The following is a 16,792-nucleotide window of genomic DNA, read 5'->3' as shown; positions in this document are numbered from 1 at the left end:
TGAGAAGCATCCAATTTCTTATATTAACCCCTTTGCCATGCCGTTTTCTTTATTTTATCGTCCAAGAACAGTGATTGTGACGGCTTTCTCACATTTTCCACTAACCACCCATAGAATATAAGAAGCCTAAAAAGGAAGGTAATAATATGAAGCGAAGATATACTCCCTACACTTTACCGCCTTGGATGAAAAAATTCCGTGGTGTGTGCCAGCAGTTCATCGTCCCCTTTATCGTATTCCAAGGATTACGGACACTGATTTTCCCTACTTTCTTTGATATGCTCCTGCTGATCGCATTTATTTTCTTGGCCTTGTCTTTATATTTCGAATGGATTTAATTATTCCCTAAAAGCAAAAAAAATATACATGACCTGGAGTTAATCCAATCATGTATATTTAGCTTTGGGGGGACTGCTCTTGTTTAGCAGCCTCGGCAGCCGCCTTTTTCTTCTGTTCGATCTCTTCGATTTTCATCACCATATACTCAATATTCTTCAGTAGCCAAAATTGCCGCTGCAGTTGGGTAACATTATCAAGCTCGGAACGATGGCCTGTGCCATCAGAATAACCCTTCACTAATTCCAGCGCTGATCCGGGGAAAGCGAGATAACTTTGCATGAGCAGCAATTCTTCTTCTTTCAACGGAAAATAACGCATGTAGTTATATAGCCAGTCGACGCAGTCATCACATTGTACAGGATAGGTCCTAGCAGATTTAACTAAAAATGGAAGCAAGTCAAAATGAGGCGGTGCCGTATTCGAATTCTCAAAATTGATGAAATAGCCATATCCCCGTTCATCATAAACGAAATGTTTCAGAGAGACCTTTCCGTGAGTGACCACGGTTCGAACCTTATCACTTTCCTTCGTTTTTTCATACCAGGTTTCAAACTTCTTGATCGAATACTTCAATGCCTGTGAAATATCAGTGAAGAAAGTACAAACCGTCATTTCGAATGGAGACATATACCACTTCTTTTCACAGCTGACAATGTACTCATCCATAAAGTCCTTCTCGGTATTCCAAGCATTAATTGTCCGTTCATAGTGAGCTTCCCGTTCTTCTATATCCACTTGGGTTTCTTTTACAGACAGCGTATGCATCCGAGCAAGTTCCCTGAACATTTGCTTATGCTTTTCATCGCGCTCCCCGTCTCCTTCATTATTCAACCAGGGCATCAGGTAATACAAACGTCCATTATGAAGAACGGCGTAACGCTGATCCATCGTTTGATAAATGGGAACGATCCGGTTATAGCCGCGATGGTACAATTTTTGAACATTTTTAATAAAATCAATGCCATTGTGCGGCAAAATGGATTTCAAGGCAAATGTACCGCGATCACTGTACACTTTTTTCACTCGTCCGAAGTCCTCAATATATTGTACATACATGGCATATTCCTTCAAGACGGTCTCCGTGTCCCAATCCCGATTAGCAGGCTGCTGATTCTCGTTTTCCCTCACGAGACTCACTCACTTTCTCTAAAAAAACTCAACAATCCGATTTCTGGCGCAGTTTCATCCAAGCGGCTAAAGCCACCGTTCAAACCTTTAGTAAAAAACAGGAGCAGGCCATATGCTCTGCTCTCTGTCGTGGTTAATTTTTATAGGCAACAGCCTTCGGTATATAGATGACTTGCCCTTCATGAATGTTCTGATTGGACTCCAATTCATTGCTGAAAAGTAAGGATTGTACCGTTACATCATAACGTTGAGCCAAATCATCCAGCGTTTCTCCTTGCTGGACAATGCAAACCTTCATCCTTACCAGTTCTTCTTCTTGTTTCCGGCCGAATAAATCCATGATGGAATGCTGCTTTTCCCCTTGATCAGCCGTATCTTGTTCATCACGTTCAGCGGCTTGTTTCCGACCCTTATAATTTTTAACTTCCTTAGCTGGCGGCTCTGGTCTTTCTTTCTTTTTGAACAAATCCCTTATGGACGAATTCGATTCCTCTTCCTTTTCCACCATTACATATTCGTTGAGGATGGGACCCGCAACAGCGTCATCTTCTTCTTGACGGATGACATCATCGGTTTCAAACTGTGATACAGGTTCATAACCCACTGGAAAACTTTGTTGATTGCTTGATGGATTCAGCTCTTCTTCTTTCAATGTCTCTCTAGGAGTCTCCAATTTCTCTATAACTTTTTCGTGCCTGCTTACTTCTTCCTCCAATTTCTCCTCTTCTATGGATGACACAGGTACCTCTGCGGAGCCATGCGGATCACTTACAAAATCCGTTTCTTCCTCTACAACTTCAGCTTCTTCCTGTTCTTCCTGTCTGTTTATTTCCGTTTCCCACTCCTCCTCTTCAGGATATGGTGAAACGGGAATTTCAAAAACTGGGGCATTATGCTGATCACTTAAATAAATTGGCTCTTCTTCTTCCTCTTCTTCGTTTGCTTCAGATACACGTCTTGCCTCAGCAGTAAATGGTGTGTATAGCTCATCTTCCTGCTCATCACGGAACACAGGTTGAAAATCCGGGATTGGCGGCACTCCAGCCGCATATGGAATATAGGACTCATTCTCTCCGTCCGTTTCTTCTTGTTCCTCAGTTTCACCAACTTCCTGTTCCGTATCAAACCTTTCTTCGACATATGAATCATTATAAATTCCGGTTATCAGCAAATCAGCCTGCAATTTTAAACAATTATGCTCCGGCAGAGCATAATCAAAACTTTGAATCGAGACATCCACTTCCTCCAATGAGGCAATCCGATTATTCGGAATCGTTATATCAACCGGAAAACGGTGTGTGAACTCATTAAGCCCATTGAGATTCCTCTCGACCTTTTGAACGGCTTTTGGCAAAAAGGTCTGCGAAAACTCCTCTTCTTCACCATTTTGCGAGTCTTTGTATTCACCGCATAAGTCTAACGAGCCTCGTATAAAAACATATTGATCACTTTCTTGAATCGTCACATTTGGATCCAGGGAAATGGAATATAGCTCAACCACTTCCTGTCCCTTCTGGAACCAAACAGATTCCTCTAAAGAAAATCGTAAATACGATTCATTTTCTTGCGACAAGACAACTCCTCCTTTCAGCTTCAGGAAACGGTACCTATACCAATAACAATCTATGAAGGATGGCCATTGATTATTCCTTATTTTCCTCGGAAGCCCTCTTGTCCTTATTTTCGCTGGACCTTTTAAAAGGAGTAATTTTATTAAGCATTTATTCTGGCTTTTGCCTTTAATTCGGCCTTTAACCATTTAATCCGTCCTACATCAACTTTAATTCGGCCTGTATTCATTTAATCCGGCCAATATCGAGTAAATTCAAAAAAGTCAGGCTCCCTTTCTCCAAAAGTGTTTGGAAAAAGGGAGCCTGACTTAAGAGTTTTATTCAAATCATTTTTTTAATTTCGCAAAAGCCTGTTCTGCAGCTGCAATGGTTTTTTCGATATCTTCATCACTATGTGCCGTAGATAGGAATAATCCTTCAAACTGGGACGGTGGCAAGTAAATGCCTTGATTCGCCATTTCCCTATAGTAGGATGCAAAGAACTCTAAATCGGATGTTTTTGCTGTATCATAATTGATCACTTCTTCATTCGTAAAGAAAAGTCCAATCATGGAACCTGCACGGTTGAATGTATACGGAACATCGTACTTTTCCGCTGCTTCGCCAATGCCTTTTTCGAGCATATCTCCTTTTCGGGTGAACTCTTCATACGATTCAGGAGTTAATTGGCTCAGTGTTTCAAGACCAGCCGTCATTGCCAAAGGGTTACCGGACAATGTTCCTGCTTGATAGATTGTCCCGCTCGGAGCTATTTGTTCCATGAATTCGCGCTTTCCTCCGAATGCTCCCACCGGTAAGCCGCCGCCAATTACTTTCCCAAGGCAAGTCAGGTCAGGAACGATGTCAAAATAACCTTGTGCACAATTATAGCCGACACGGAACCCTGTCATTACTTCATCAAAGATTAATAGAGCGCCGTATTGTGTCGTCACTTCGCGTAAGCCTTCGAGGAATCCAGGTTGTGGCGGAACGACGCCCATGTTCCCTGCAACAGGCTCTACGATGATACAGGCGATGTCTTCACCAAATTGTTCAAACGCATATTTGGTTGCAGCAAGATCATTGTATGGTACGGTAATCGTATTTTTTGCAATGCCTTCCGGTACTCCCGGGCTATCCGGTAAACCTAAGGTTGCAACGCCGGATCCAGCTTTGATTAACAATGAATCGCCATGTCCATGATAAGAACCTTCGAATTTCAGGATTTTATCCCGACCTGTAACGCCTCGCGCCAACCTTAGAGCACTCATGGTTGCTTCTGTTCCTGATGATACCATCCGGATCACCTCAATCGAAGGCACCCGTTCGATGACCAACTTAGCCAGCTCATTCTCAATCAGCGTAGAGGTTCCAAAGCTTGTACCGGATTCAGCTACCTTTTTCAATGATTCAACGACACGGTCATTCGTGTGACCAAGGATAAGCGGTCCCCATGAAAGAACATAGTCAATATACTCATTGCCATCGATATCATACATTTTCGAACCTTTTCCACGCTCCATGAAAATGGGATCCATGTCCACAGATTTGAAGGCACGCACAGGGCTATTCACGCCGCCCGGCATCAATTTTTTTGCTTCGGCAAACGCTTTTTTCGATTTTTCATATGACCGCATGATCCAATCCCCTTTTCCATTTCAGGTTATGTTTGTTATCCTCTTTGATTTTCTTCATTTATCCAGCGTGCTACCTCTTTTGAAAAATATGTGATGATCAAGTCGGAACCGGCACGTTTTAATCCTGTCAGCATTTCCATCACTATCGCTTTTTCATCAATCCAGCCATTTTGGGCAGCTGCCTTAACCATTGAATATTCACCGCTAACATTGTAGGAAACAACAGGAAGATTAAAATTATTTTTAACATCCCTGATGATGTCCATGTAGGATAGGGCTGGTTTCACGATTAAGAAATCTGCACCTTCTTCAACATCGGATTCAGCTTCACGGAACGCCTCAAGACGATTGGCAGGGTCCATTTGGTACGTCTTCCTATCACCAAATTGTGGCGCCCCATTCGCAGCATCACGGAATGGGCCGTAAAAAGCCGAAGCGTATTTCACCGCATAGGACATGATCGGAATATCTTCATAACCCGCTTCATCCAGACCTGCTCGGATGGCCGCAACGAATCCGTCCATCATATTGGAAGGGGCAATGATATCAGCGCCGGCCTCAGCCTGGCTGATTGCCGTTTTGGCAAGTAGGTCAAGAGATGCGTCATTCAGGATTTTTTCCCCTTCTACGACGCCGCAATGTCCATGACTTGTATATTCACAAAGGCATGTATCTGCAATGACAATGACTTCAGGATATTGTTTTTTGATAAGGCGGGTTGCCTCTTGAACAAGTCCGTTATGGTGAAATGCACCAGTTCCTTGTTCGTCTTTATCATGATCAAAGGGAACACCGAATAAAATGACCGACTTTATGCCCAGACTCACGACTTCATCCATTTCAGCACCCAGATTATCCATGGAAAGCTGATAGATACCCGGCATCGAGTTAATTTCATTTTTCACCTGTTCACCGTCAATGACGAAGATCGGATAAATCAAATCCTCTTTATGTAATTGTGTTTCACGGACTAAAGCCCTCATGCCGGCACTTGCACGCAAGCGACGGTGACGGTTGAATGGAATGTTTTTCATTTTAAAGTTCCTCCTTTATTATTTCTTTTCACTTATGAATCGTATGATATCCGCGACCATGGCTTCCGTTGTATAAACAGCAGGACACACATCGACTGATAGCCCATGTTTAGCCGCTGTTTTGGCAGCAATCGGCCCGATGCAAGCGATGATGATCCGGTCTATGTATGTACCCAGTTCATGGCGTTCCATGATCTGCAAGAAATGATTGACCGTCGAAGAACTCGTAAAGGTGATGATGTCGATTTCATGATTCGTTATAAGTTGAACGAGTTGTTTTTCACTGCTTCCGGGAAGTACGGTATGATAAATAATCACTTCATCACAGGATGCACCGGCTTCATTGATAGTCTCCGCAATTACCGCCCTTGCGAGATTTCCTTTTGCCAGCAACACACGAGTCCCGGATTCTAATAAGGGAATGAACTCTGATACAAACCCTTCAGCAACAAACTGAGTTGGAACAAAATCCGCCTTATATCCATGTCTTTTCAGGGCCACTTCCGTTTTTGAGCCAATGACGGCTATTTTCGGTAGCCTGACAGGCTTTTTACCAAGAAGATTAAAGAAGAATTCCACTCCATTTTGACTGGTTAAAATAATCCAGTCATAGGTATTCAGCTCATCTAACCGCTGTTGAACATCTTCCACATGATCTGGAAGAGTGAACTCAAGCAATGGTACAAGAAGCGGCGTTCCGCCATTTTTCTCGATCGAATCTTTTAAACCATCAGCCTGCCCTTTCCCTCTGGTGATTAATACCTGATAATCCTTAAGAGGTTGAAAGGGATTCATTACTGATCAAGCTCCTCTTTTACGCGATCGATCAACGCTTTACCGCCCATTTCACTAATCTGTTTGGCAGCATCATGTCCAACTGTCTCAGGGTCAGTCCCCTCAACCATTTCCTTATAAATCACCTTTCCATCCGGAGAAGCGACCAAAGCCGTCAAGGAAACAGATCCATTATCTTTCGCTACTGCGAATCCGGCAATCGGCACTTGGCAACCGCCTTCCATTTTATCCAAAAAGGCACGTTCCGCTTCAACCGTTCTTTTCGTTTTTTCACAGGTTAATTTTGCAAGTTCAGCCAGCAGGTCTTTGTCGTCTTCACGGCATTCAATGGACAGAGCACCTTGGCCAACTGCAGGAATACAAATATCTTCATCTAAAAATTCCGATACGATGTCCTGCTTCCATCCCATTCTTGATAGTCCGGCTGCCGCTAAGATGATAGCATCATAATCTTCCGTTTTCAGCTTATTCAAGCGGGTATCGATATTTCCGCGAATCCATTTAATTTCAAGATCCGGTCTTCTTGCCAAAATTTGAGCACCTCTGCGCAAACTGCTCGTACCTATGATGGAACCGGCCTTCATTTCAGAAAGGGTTTCATGGTTCTTTGAAATCAAGGCATCCCGGTGATCCTCTCTCGGCGGTATGCAACCTATCGTCAATCCTTCTGGTAGCACTGCCGGCATATCTTTCATACTATGTACAGCCATATCGATCTCTTTATCCAGCATCGCTTGTTCAATTTCTTTAACGAATAAGCCTTTACCGCCAACCTTGGAAAGCGTTACATCAAGGATTTGGTCACCCTTTGTGACAATTTCCTTCACCTCGAACTCATATGGAGCCCCAAGCTCTTTAAGTTGATCGATCACCCAGTTTGTTTGGGTGATCGCTAATTTACTACGTCTAGAACCGACAATGATTTTTCTCATAGTTTCCTCCTATGTATTCCAAAAGTGGAATGTTGAAAGGCTTCCAAAAAGGAAAAAGTTTATTAACACAATCATGAAAGAACCAATATTCAGGAAGGCTAGTGTCCTTCCATACATTTGTTTCCGAATTTTCAAGTATAAAAACACACTGTAACCGATGAGCAAAATAAACGACCCGATGATCTTCATATCCAGCCAGGATACTCCAGGCACTTTTATATATGCCCATTGAATGCCCAAGATAAGGGAGACCACTAATAACGGAACACCTATTACTGCGAGGACATAAGACATATGCTCGAGCTTTGTTAAATCGCCGAGTCGAAGCAGCCGTTTTCCCCACTTCTTCCGTTTCAATAAATCATATTGAATTAGGTATAGTAGTGAAAACACGAATGAAAGAGTAAATGCACCGTAAGATAGAATGGCAAAAGTGATATGTATGAGCAAAAGCTCTGAAACGAGACGCTGTGCAAGTACTTGAGATTCTATCTGAACTGGTGCAAAGGTATGGATGGCCATGACCATAAAACCCAAAACATTCGTAAAAAAGACCGTAAAATCGACTCTTAGCAAACGGTTAATAACCAATGATAACGATATGAGGACCCATGCATAAAAATATAATCCTTCAAAAATCGTCAATACCGGGAATCTTCCCGTTTTCAATACATACAGAAACAAAAAAATTGTTTGCAGTACCCAAACAATAGAAAGCAACCAGAAAGCGACCTTGTTCGCCTTCTGGTTATTATTAAGGAAGTCAATAAAATATAAAAGCATACTGATGGCATACAACAATACAGTGGCTTCATGCAATCTTGTCATAATTAATTCCATATCTACCTCTATTACTGGACAGGAAGTGGATTCAATAGAGATGCCTTGGAGCTGTTCCGTTCTTTTTCATCATCCGCTACCAGCTGGTCTTCTATTAATTCCCCTAAATGGAATATTTTCACAAAATTATTTAATTGCTCTTTTGCATTTGGCTCATCTGCAAGCTCTTTTGCATAAAGAATCGGATCTTTCAGCATTTGGTTGATGATGCTCTTCGTATGTTTGTTCAGTACTTTTTTATCACGTTCACTTAAATGAGGAAGCTTTCTTTCGATACTTTCCATCGTTTCCTTTTGAATTGACAAGGATTTCTCCCGTAAAGAAGAAATGACAGGAACCACACCAAGCAAATTAATCCATTGATTGAAGTCAACGATTTCAGATTCAATCATCATTTCTATTTTCTCGGCAGCTTTTTTACGCTCTTCGATATTCGCTTGCACGATCCCTTCAAGATCATCAATGTCATACAAGAAGACATTCTCCAGCTCGCCCAATGATGGATCGAGGTCACGAGGCACTGCGATATCCACCATGAAAATAGGACGGCCTTTACGAAGCTTATTCACGAACGTCATCATTTCTTTTGTTACTAAAAGATTTTTGGAACCAGTAGAAGTAATCAGGATGTCCGCATCCACTAAAGCGCATTGCAGCTCTTGAAGCTGCTTCGCTGTACCATTGAATCTTTCGGCCAAATCGACCGCTTTCTGAAAGGTACGGTTAATGACAGTAATGCTGTCTGCTCCATTACTATGCAGGTTTTGAATGGCTAGCTCACCCATCTTACCGGCACCAAGGATCAAGACGTTCTTGCCATTCAGGCCACCGAAGATTTTTTTCGCAAGCTCGACTGCCGCATAGCTGACAGAAACGGCGTTCGTATTGATCTCCGTTTCTGAATGGGCTTTTTTCGCTAATGTAAGGGCTTGTTTGAAGAGATGGTTAAAAACGGTACCAATCGTATCTTCCTTCTGTCCTAACATATAACTGGAACGCACTTGTCCCAAAATTTGAGTTTCTCCCAGTATCATGGAATTCAAGCCGCAGGTCACTGAAAATAAATGCTCGACAGCCCCATCGCCTTCATAGATAAACAGGTATTTAGAAAATTCTTCTTTATCGATGTTAAACCATTCCGAAAGAAATTCCTTTATATAATACCGGCTTGTATGAAGCTGGTCACCGACCGCATATATTTCCGTCCTGTTACATGTTGAAATAATGATATTCTCCAAGATGCTTTTTTTATTTTTAAGAGCTTTCATTGCCTCGGCAAGTTCGGCTTCGTTAAACGACAGTTTTTCCCGAATTTCAACAGGGGCAGTTTTGTAATTTATACCAACCGCTAAAATATGCATCCTTTTGTTTTGCACCCCCAAAATTTTTCATGTAAATTTATTATACCATGTACTAAAATGGATTCACGCAAATAATATGAACAGTTTATGAAAACGTATGCTACCATGAAAAGACAGCCTAAACGCCTGAATTGCTACAAAAGGTGTTTAAGCGGTGATTTGTAAGTTACATACATAGTTCGACATTGTGTACAAAAGTACCATATCAAAAATGGCAAAAAACTTCAAGTAATCGAATTGCATAGGAGGATAAAATGAAAACGCAACGTATTTTTCCTGGAATCGTCTTAATCGGTTTCGGTCTCTATTTTTTTCTTGAACACTCCCAAATGGAAATCTTTCCAGGATTTTACAGCTGGCCCACTTTATTATGTATCGTTGGTGCCGCCTTCTTAATTCAGGCTTATAGCGGTAATGAATATGAGTCCATTCTGCCAGGCGTCATCTTGCTGGGGTTTGGGGCACATTTCCACATCGTCGAGAACCTAGATATTTGGCCGGATAATATAGGTATCTTTATTTTAATCATCTCACTGGGATTTATTCTCCGGGCACGCAAAACAAATTCTGGAATGTTTCATGGGATGATATTACTCATCATCTCGATCCTTTTCTTTTTCTACGATAAAATCACGACATCTTTCGGGATTGTTGAAACAAGCACAGCAAACATCGAAAGGTTTTGGCCATTTGCCTTGATGGCAATCGGCATCTTTTTTTTAGTTCGAAAAAAGTAAAGATGGTTACTATGAAATGTTGAAATACATACGAAAAAGGGTATTCCAGATGCGGAATACCCTTTTCTGTTACATATATTTCTTAAGGACGCCCCAGGCTTGTTCTTTCCCTTCGCCTGTTTCTCCTGAGAAAAGAAGCAATTCATCTTCTTTTTCCATATTTAACGTTTGGCGTGTGATCTTTAAGTGCTTCTGCCATTTGCCTTTTGGAATTTTATCCGCTTTTGTGGCAATAACGATCCGGGGCAGGTCATAATGCTTAAGGAATTCATACATTGCGATATCATCCTTTGTCGGAGGATGACGCAAATCGACAATCAGAAGCGCAGCGCGTAGCTGATCACGGGAAGTGAAGTATGTCTCGATCATCCTTCCCCAAGCATCGCGCTCCGTTTTAGATACCTTAGCATAACCATAACCCGGTACATCCACAAAATGGAGTGCTTCATTTATGATGTAAAAATTCAAGGTTTGCGTCTTACCCGGTTTAGAGGATGTGCGCGCCAAGTTTTTTCGATTGATCATTTTGTTGATGAAACTCGATTTTCCAACATTGGAACGGCCTGCCAAAGCAAACTCCGGTATTGGAGTATTGGGATATTGTTCAGGCTTCACAGCACTGATGACAATATCTGAACTTGTCACTTTCATTCGTTCACACCTACCAATGCATGCTCAAGGACTTCATCGACGTGTGAAACTGGAACAAATGTTAATGCTTTACGGACACTCTCCGGGATATCATCAATATCCTTTTCGTTATTTTGCGGGATGATGATTTTCGTAAGTCCTGCCCGGTGAGCTGCTAAAGATTTTTCTTTAAGCCCGCCGATTGGAAGAACCCGTCCGCGTAATGTAATTTCGCCTGTCATGCCTACCTCTTTTCTGATCGGCCTATTAGTGAGGGCCGATATTAACGCTGTTGCAATCGTGATGCCTGCAGAAGGTCCATCTTTAGGGACAGCACCTTCAGGGACATGAATATGGATATCATATTTTTCATGGAAGTCCTTATCAATATGAAGTTTCTCGGTTTTCGACCGTACATAACTGAAAGCAGCCTGGGCTGACTCTTTCATTACGTCGCCAAGCTTTCCTGTCAGGATAAGTTTGCCTTTACCTGGTGATAAGGAAACCTCGATTTGCAGCGTATCGCCGCCAACCGACGTGTAAGCTAAACCATTAGCTACACCGACTTGATTCTCGACTTCAGCCTGTCCATAATGGAACATGGTTTTCCCTAAAAACTCCTCGACATTCTTTTCAGAAATGACGACCCGCTTTTTATCCCCGGACACGATGATTTTCGCAGTCTTCCGACAGATGCTTGCAAGCTGTCGCTCCAGACTCCGAACACCGGCTTCCCGAGTATAATAACGAATGATTTTGGTAAGAGCTTCCTCACGAACTTGCAGTTGTGTCTTCAATAAACCATGGTTTTCCAACTGTCTAGGCAGCAGGTGATCCTTGGCTATGTGAAGTTTCTCTATCTCAGTATAACCTGCAATCGAAATGATTTCCATACGATCACGAAGCGGTCCAGGAATCGATGCCAAATTGTTTGCAGTCGCTATGAACATGACTTTGGAAAGATTATACGTTTCTTCAATATAATGATCACTGAAATTATGATTTTGCTCCGGATCCAGCACCTCAAGCATCGCTGCAGATGGATCACCCCTAAAGTCATTGGACATCTTATCCACTTCATCCAGCAAGAAGACCGGATTGATCGTTCCAGCTTTTTTCATACCTTGGATGATCCGTCCTGGCATTGCTCCTACATACGTGCGGCGATGTCCCCGGATTTCTGACTCATCACGAACTCCGCCTAAAGAAATACGAACGAAATTCCTGTTCAGTGATGACGCGATCGATTTAGCCAGACTGGTTTTTCCGACGCCAGGGGGTCCCACTAAGCATAGGATCGGTCCTTTCAATGAATTGGTCAATTGTTGGACGGCTAAATACTCAAGCACCCGCTCTTTCACCTTTTCCAAACCATGGTGATCCCTGTTCAAGATTTTTTCAGCTTTATGAATATTTAAGTCATCTTTTGTGGCATTGGACCAAGGAAGCGAGATCAACCATTCAATATAATTGCGAATGACCGAGCTCTCAGCTGAGCTGGACGGCACTTTTTCATAACGGTCCAATTCCTTTAATGCCGTTTGTTTAATGTGCTCAGGCATATCCGCTTCTTCTATCTTTTCGTTGAGGACTTCTATCTCCCCCGTTTTTCCTTCTTTATCGCCCAATTCCTTTTGGATCGCTTTCATTTGTTCACGTAAATAATATTCTTTTTGAGTTCGCTCCATGGAACGCTTAACACGCTGACCGATCTTTTTCTCGAGAAAAAGAACTTCTTTCTCGTTATTGATGATCTCGATTACACGACTTAAACGCTTTTTCATATCGATCGTCTCAAGCACTTCTTGCTTCTCCTTCAATTTCAAAGGCAAATGGGAAGCGATTATATCCGCTAATCTCCCCGGCTCTTCAATATCGGAAGTGGATGAAAACGTTTCACCAGTTATTTTCTTGGACATTTTTATGTATTGTTCAAAATAATCCAGTAGAGTGCGCATTAATGCTTGATGTTCAGCATCTTTTTCATCACTGTCTTCATATATTTTAATCTTGGCACCAAAATGTGTCTCATAATCGTAAAATTCAATGACCTCTGCTCGGTTCAATCCTTCCACCAACACCCGGATCGTGCCATTCGGAAGCTTCAACATTTGTTTTACCTTAGTCAAAGTGCCCATTTTAAATAAATCTTCTTCACCTGGTTCGTCCAACGAAACATCTTGTTGTGTCGTCAAAAATATAAGATGGTCTTCCACCATTGCTTTCTCAAGGGCTTGTACCGATTTATCTCGGCCTACATCTAAATGAAGTACCATTGTTGGATATACAAGCAGTCCTCTAAGCGGCAGGAGGGGGACGATGATTTCTTTATCAGTCATTTCCTGACACCTCCATCTAATTAGTATCGTCGTTGTAAACTATTTACCCATGTTCTCAACCTTTTAACAATTCTATCCTATTTATATAGAAGTGTCTATTTGTTTACCTTAACACGTTTCGACTGCTTTTATTATCTCCAATATTAGATAAAAAAGCACGTCTGACATGTGTTTATTTTTTTCGTTTGGTTTATGCAAGTCGTACATTTTGGTCCTAAAAATACCCCGGTTGTGTTAAGCCGGGGCATTTTCCTTTATACGCTTTCTTTTTTTGATAGGTCCAAGGACGTGAGGATTTGTTCCGTCATCATTTCCTTTTTCAGTGCCTGATCGAGCACTTCTTTCACATTCGAAACGGGAATGATTTCTATATCCTTGATTTCAGATAACAGCGGCTGCATGTTATCGACTGGAATGATTACTTTCTTTGCCCCGGCCAGTTTTGCGGCCTTGATTTTCGGGATGACTCCCCCGATCGGTTTTACACCGCCATGAATGGAGATTTCTCCAGTCATCGCCAATGTATGATCAACAGGGATTTTATAAATGGCCGAGTATATGCCTGTAGCCATTGCAATTCCCGCAGAAGGGCCATCTACAGGACTGCCGCCCGGGAAGTTGACATGGATATCGAATTGATCGGCAGGCACTCCCATCGACCGGAGAACCGTAATTACATTTTCGACCGAACCTTTTGCCATGCTCTTGCGGCGGATCGATTTTCCGTTCCCTCCGCCAATGCTCTCTTCTTCGACGATACCGGTAATATTTATCGAACCCTTTTCATTAGAAGCGGCCATGACGGTAACCTCGATTTCTAGCAATGCCCCGGAATTGGGACCATAGACTGCAAGACCATTGACAAGGCCTATTTTGGAATCCGATTCTATTTTCCGATCCATTCTTTGGGTCAGCTGACTGCTATGTGCCATCCAATCAATATCTTCTTCTCTAATAAAAGTCCTGTTTTCATTAATGGATATTCCTGCAAGGGTTTGAATCATGTTGACAGCTTCCCTGCCATTTCGGGCATAGTCCGAAATCGATTGCAATCCTTTTTCACTAATGGTGATTCCCACTTTATCGGATGCGTTCTTAGCCACTTTGATGATTTCTTCCCGATCAAGCTCACGGAAAAACACTTCTATGCACCTTGAGCGAATCGCAGGCGCGATTTCATTGGGCGTTCTCGTTGTGGCTCCAATCAAGCGAAAATCAGCCGGAAGTCCGTTTTTAAAAATATCATGGATGTGAGTGGGAATATTTTGATTTTCCTCTTGATAGTAGGCACTTTCCAAAAAGACCTTACGATCCTCCAATACCTTTAACAGCTTATTCATCTGTATCGGGTGAAGCTCCCCTATTTCATCTATGAACAGCACGCCGCCATGAGCATTGCTGACAGCACCTTGCTTTGGCTGCGGAATGCCGGCTTGTCCCATCGCCCCGGCACCTTGATAGATCGGATCATGCACCGAACCAATCAGCGGATCGGCAATTCCCCGCTCATCGAATCTAGCTGTAGTGGCATCCAATTCAACAAACACGGCCGAATTCTTAAATGGTGACTTACCATTCTTCTTAGCCTCTTCCAAAACAAGTCTGGCCGCTGCTGTTTTTCCTACACCTGGAGGACCGTAAACAATCACATGCTGGGGATTGGGCCCACATAAAGCCGCCTTTAAAGATTTTATCCCATCTTCTTGACCGATGATTTCATTAAATGTACTTGGTCTTACCTTCTCCGCCAATGGCTCTGTTAAAGAAATGGATCTCATCTTACGTAATTGGTCCATTTCCTTTCGTGAGTCACGGTCAATGGAAACTTTTTGTGTCCGCTGGCCTTTCAATAAGTTCAAAAAATACAATCCAATTATAATCCCAAAAAACAGCTGGATAAACAACGCCAATCCTGTCCAATTCATCGTATTCCCTCCTGCACTCTCCTAGTTTGTCATTTCTGTTAGTATCTCCTTGGGAAGGGCGAATTTATCCAAGAAATTCAGGTTGTAAATTTTGGGGGTTTTTAACCTAAAGAACAACAATTTTTTCAGTAAACATAAAAAAGACTGCCAGGATGAACTGGCAGTCTTACTTTTTCTTAAAAGTTAAGCAGATGTTTTCTTTTCTTGTCCTTTGATGGTTGTACCGTCTTTAAGGACGAGCTTTGGAGATTCATTTTTCGAAATTGTGCTGCCTGTGATTACACATTTTGCGACATCATCACGTGAAGGTAGATCGAACATCACTTCTAGAATGATACCTTCAATGATTGAACGCAGTCCACGTGCACCAGTTTTACGTTCAATTGCTTTTTTAGCAATTTCACTTAGCGCTTCCGGTTCGAATTCCAATTCAACATCGTCAAGCTCAAGCAATTTTTGATATTGTTTAACAAGAGCATTTTTCGGTTGTGTCAGAATTTCAATCAAAGCTGCTTCATCCAATTGCTCAAGTGTGGCAATTACCGGAAGACGTCCGATAAATTCAGGGATTAATCCGAAACGAAGCAAGTCTTCTGGAAGGACTTTGGAAAGCAATTCTTTTTCTGCAATATCATCCTTTTTCACGTCAGAGCCAAAACCAATGACTTTTTGACCAAGACGGCGTTTGATGATTGGTTCGATGCCATCAAAGGCACCGCCACAGATGAACAAAATATTGGTCGTATCGATTTGGATGAATTCTTGATGTGGATGTTTACGTCCACCTTGTGGCGGAACACTTGCAACCGTTCCTTCAAGAATTTTCAATAAAGCTTGTTGCACACCTTCACCAGACACATCACGTGTAATCGAAGGATTTTCCGATTTACGGGCAACTTTATCGATTTCATCAATATAAATGATGCCTTTTTCCGCTTTTTCCACATCATAATCAGCAGCTTGAATCAATTTAAGAAGAATGTTTTCCACATCTTCCCCTACATATCCAGCTTCCGTCAACGAGGTCGCATCAGCAATGGCAAAAGGAACATTCAGTAAACGCGCCAATGTTTGCGCAAGAAGCGTTTTCCCGCTTCCCGTCGGTCCGATTAGGGCGATGTTACTTTTAGAAAGCTCCACATCATCGACTTTGCTATTGGAATTGATACGTTTATAATGATTGTAAACTGCAACAGCCAAAGACTTCTTCGCCTGTTCTTGTCCAATCACATATTCGTCAAGAATTTCACGGATTTCCATAGGTTTTGGCACATCTCTGAATTCTACTTCTTCATCAGTACCCAGTTCTTCTTCGACGATCTCCGTACAAAGCTCGATACACTCGTCACAAATATATACACCTGGACCAGCAACCAGTTTACGAACTTGTTCTTGTGTTTTACCGCAAAAAGAACATTTTAACTGTCCTTTTTCATCATTAAATTTAAACATGAACGTTCACCCCTTTAAATACTCTTCCAACTCTATTACTTAGCGGTACCCAATCATAATGAAAAAAACTAGGCACACATCTACTTAAGCATT

At 42.1% G+C, this 16,792-nt stretch carries 14 protein-coding genes; 2 read left to right on the top strand and 12 right to left on the bottom strand.

Features of this window, described 5'->3' with window-relative positions; genetic code table 11:
• Nucleotides 1-146: 146 nt before the first annotated feature.
• Complete coding sequence (locus tag ACQKMH_RS03385) at nucleotides 147-338, top strand: hypothetical protein (RefSeq protein ID WP_427586079.1); 192 nt, start codon at nucleotides 147-149, stop codon at nucleotides 336-338.
• Nucleotides 339-396: 58 nt separating this feature from the next.
• Here ACQKMH_RS03385 and ysxE read toward each other — a convergent pair whose 3' ends face one another.
• The 8 genes from ysxE to hemA all read right to left on the bottom strand — a co-directional run bounded on the left by ysxE (nucleotide 397) and on the right by hemA (nucleotide 9,616).
• Nucleotides 397-1,467 carry a spore coat protein YsxE gene (ysxE, locus tag ACQKMH_RS03380; RefSeq protein ID WP_427586078.1) on the bottom strand — a complete coding sequence of 357 codons (1,071 nt, stop codon included), beginning with the start codon at nucleotides 1,465-1,467 and terminating at the stop codon, nucleotides 397-399.
• A 133-nt stretch (nucleotides 1,468-1,600) separates the two neighbouring features.
• Entirely contained in the window at nucleotides 1,601-3,040 is a 1,440-nt protein-coding gene (locus ACQKMH_RS03375) for a LysM peptidoglycan-binding domain-containing protein (RefSeq protein ID WP_427586077.1), read from the bottom strand.
• 324 nt (nucleotides 3,041-3,364) lie between these two features.
• Complete coding sequence (gene hemL, locus ACQKMH_RS03370; protein ID WP_427586076.1) at nucleotides 3,365-4,654, bottom strand: glutamate-1-semialdehyde 2,1-aminomutase; 1,290 nt, start codon at nucleotides 4,652-4,654, stop codon at nucleotides 3,365-3,367.
• A 35-nt stretch (nucleotides 4,655-4,689) separates the two neighbouring features.
• Entirely contained in the window at nucleotides 4,690-5,688 is a 999-nt protein-coding gene (gene hemB / locus ACQKMH_RS03365; protein ID WP_427586075.1) for a porphobilinogen synthase, read from the bottom strand.
• A gap of 18 nt (nucleotides 5,689-5,706) precedes the next feature.
• A complete protein-coding gene (locus tag ACQKMH_RS03360; protein ID WP_427586074.1) occupies nucleotides 5,707-6,483 on the bottom strand; it encodes a uroporphyrinogen-III synthase in 777 nt (258 codons plus the stop codon).
• Complete coding sequence (gene hemC / locus ACQKMH_RS03355; protein ID WP_427586073.1) at nucleotides 6,483-7,415, bottom strand: hydroxymethylbilane synthase; 933 nt, start codon at nucleotides 7,413-7,415, stop codon at nucleotides 6,483-6,485. Before hemC ends, ACQKMH_RS03360 begins: the two co-directional genes overlap by 1 nt.
• Before the next feature lie 9 nt (nucleotides 7,416-7,424).
• On the bottom strand, nucleotides 7,425-8,255 hold the full coding sequence (locus tag ACQKMH_RS03350) for a cytochrome C assembly family protein (protein ID WP_230154916.1): 831 nt from the start codon (nucleotides 8,253-8,255) through the stop codon (nucleotides 7,425-7,427).
• Nucleotides 8,256-8,266: 11 nt separating this feature from the next.
• On the bottom strand, nucleotides 8,267-9,616 hold the full coding sequence (hemA, locus tag ACQKMH_RS03345) for a glutamyl-tRNA reductase (RefSeq protein WP_427586072.1): 1,350 nt from the start codon (nucleotides 9,614-9,616) through the stop codon (nucleotides 8,267-8,269).
• 254 nt (nucleotides 9,617-9,870) lie between these two features.
• Between hemA and ACQKMH_RS03340 the strand changes: the two genes are divergently transcribed.
• Entirely contained in the window at nucleotides 9,871-10,353 is a 483-nt protein-coding gene (locus ACQKMH_RS03340; protein ID WP_427586071.1) for a LiaI-LiaF-like domain-containing protein, read from the top strand.
• Between the two features lie 69 nt (nucleotides 10,354-10,422).
• Here ACQKMH_RS03340 and yihA read toward each other — a convergent pair whose 3' ends face one another.
• The 4 genes from yihA to clpX all read right to left on the bottom strand — a co-directional run bounded on the left by yihA (nucleotide 10,423) and on the right by clpX (nucleotide 16,699).
• A complete protein-coding gene (yihA, locus tag ACQKMH_RS03335; protein ID WP_063232814.1) occupies nucleotides 10,423-11,004 on the bottom strand; it encodes a ribosome biogenesis GTP-binding protein YihA/YsxC in 582 nt (193 codons plus the stop codon).
• Nucleotides 11,001-13,322, bottom strand: a complete 2,322-nt coding sequence (gene lon / locus ACQKMH_RS03330) for an endopeptidase La (protein ID WP_230154900.1) — start codon at nucleotides 13,320-13,322, stop codon at nucleotides 11,001-11,003. The genes yihA and lon overlap by 4 nt, the downstream gene beginning before the upstream one ends.
• Nucleotides 13,323-13,576: 254 nt before the next feature.
• Complete coding sequence (gene lonB / locus ACQKMH_RS03325) at nucleotides 13,577-15,247, bottom strand: ATP-dependent protease LonB (RefSeq protein WP_427586070.1); 1,671 nt, start codon at nucleotides 15,245-15,247, stop codon at nucleotides 13,577-13,579.
• Between the two features lie 183 nt (nucleotides 15,248-15,430).
• Nucleotides 15,431-16,699: an ATP-dependent protease ATP-binding subunit ClpX gene (gene clpX / locus ACQKMH_RS03320; RefSeq protein WP_230154895.1), complete on the bottom strand. Its 1,269-nt coding sequence runs from the start codon at nucleotides 16,697-16,699 to the stop codon at nucleotides 15,431-15,433.
• Nucleotides 16,700-16,792: the final 93 nt, after the last annotated feature.

The sequence above is a fragment of the Peribacillus sp. NPDC097895 genome (assembly GCF_050277555.1).
Lineage (GTDB): Bacteria > Bacillota > Bacilli > Bacillales > DSM-1321 > Peribacillus.
The sequence above is the reverse complement of the archived record's forward strand: the minus strand, read 5'-3'. Positions and strand labels throughout refer to the sequence as shown.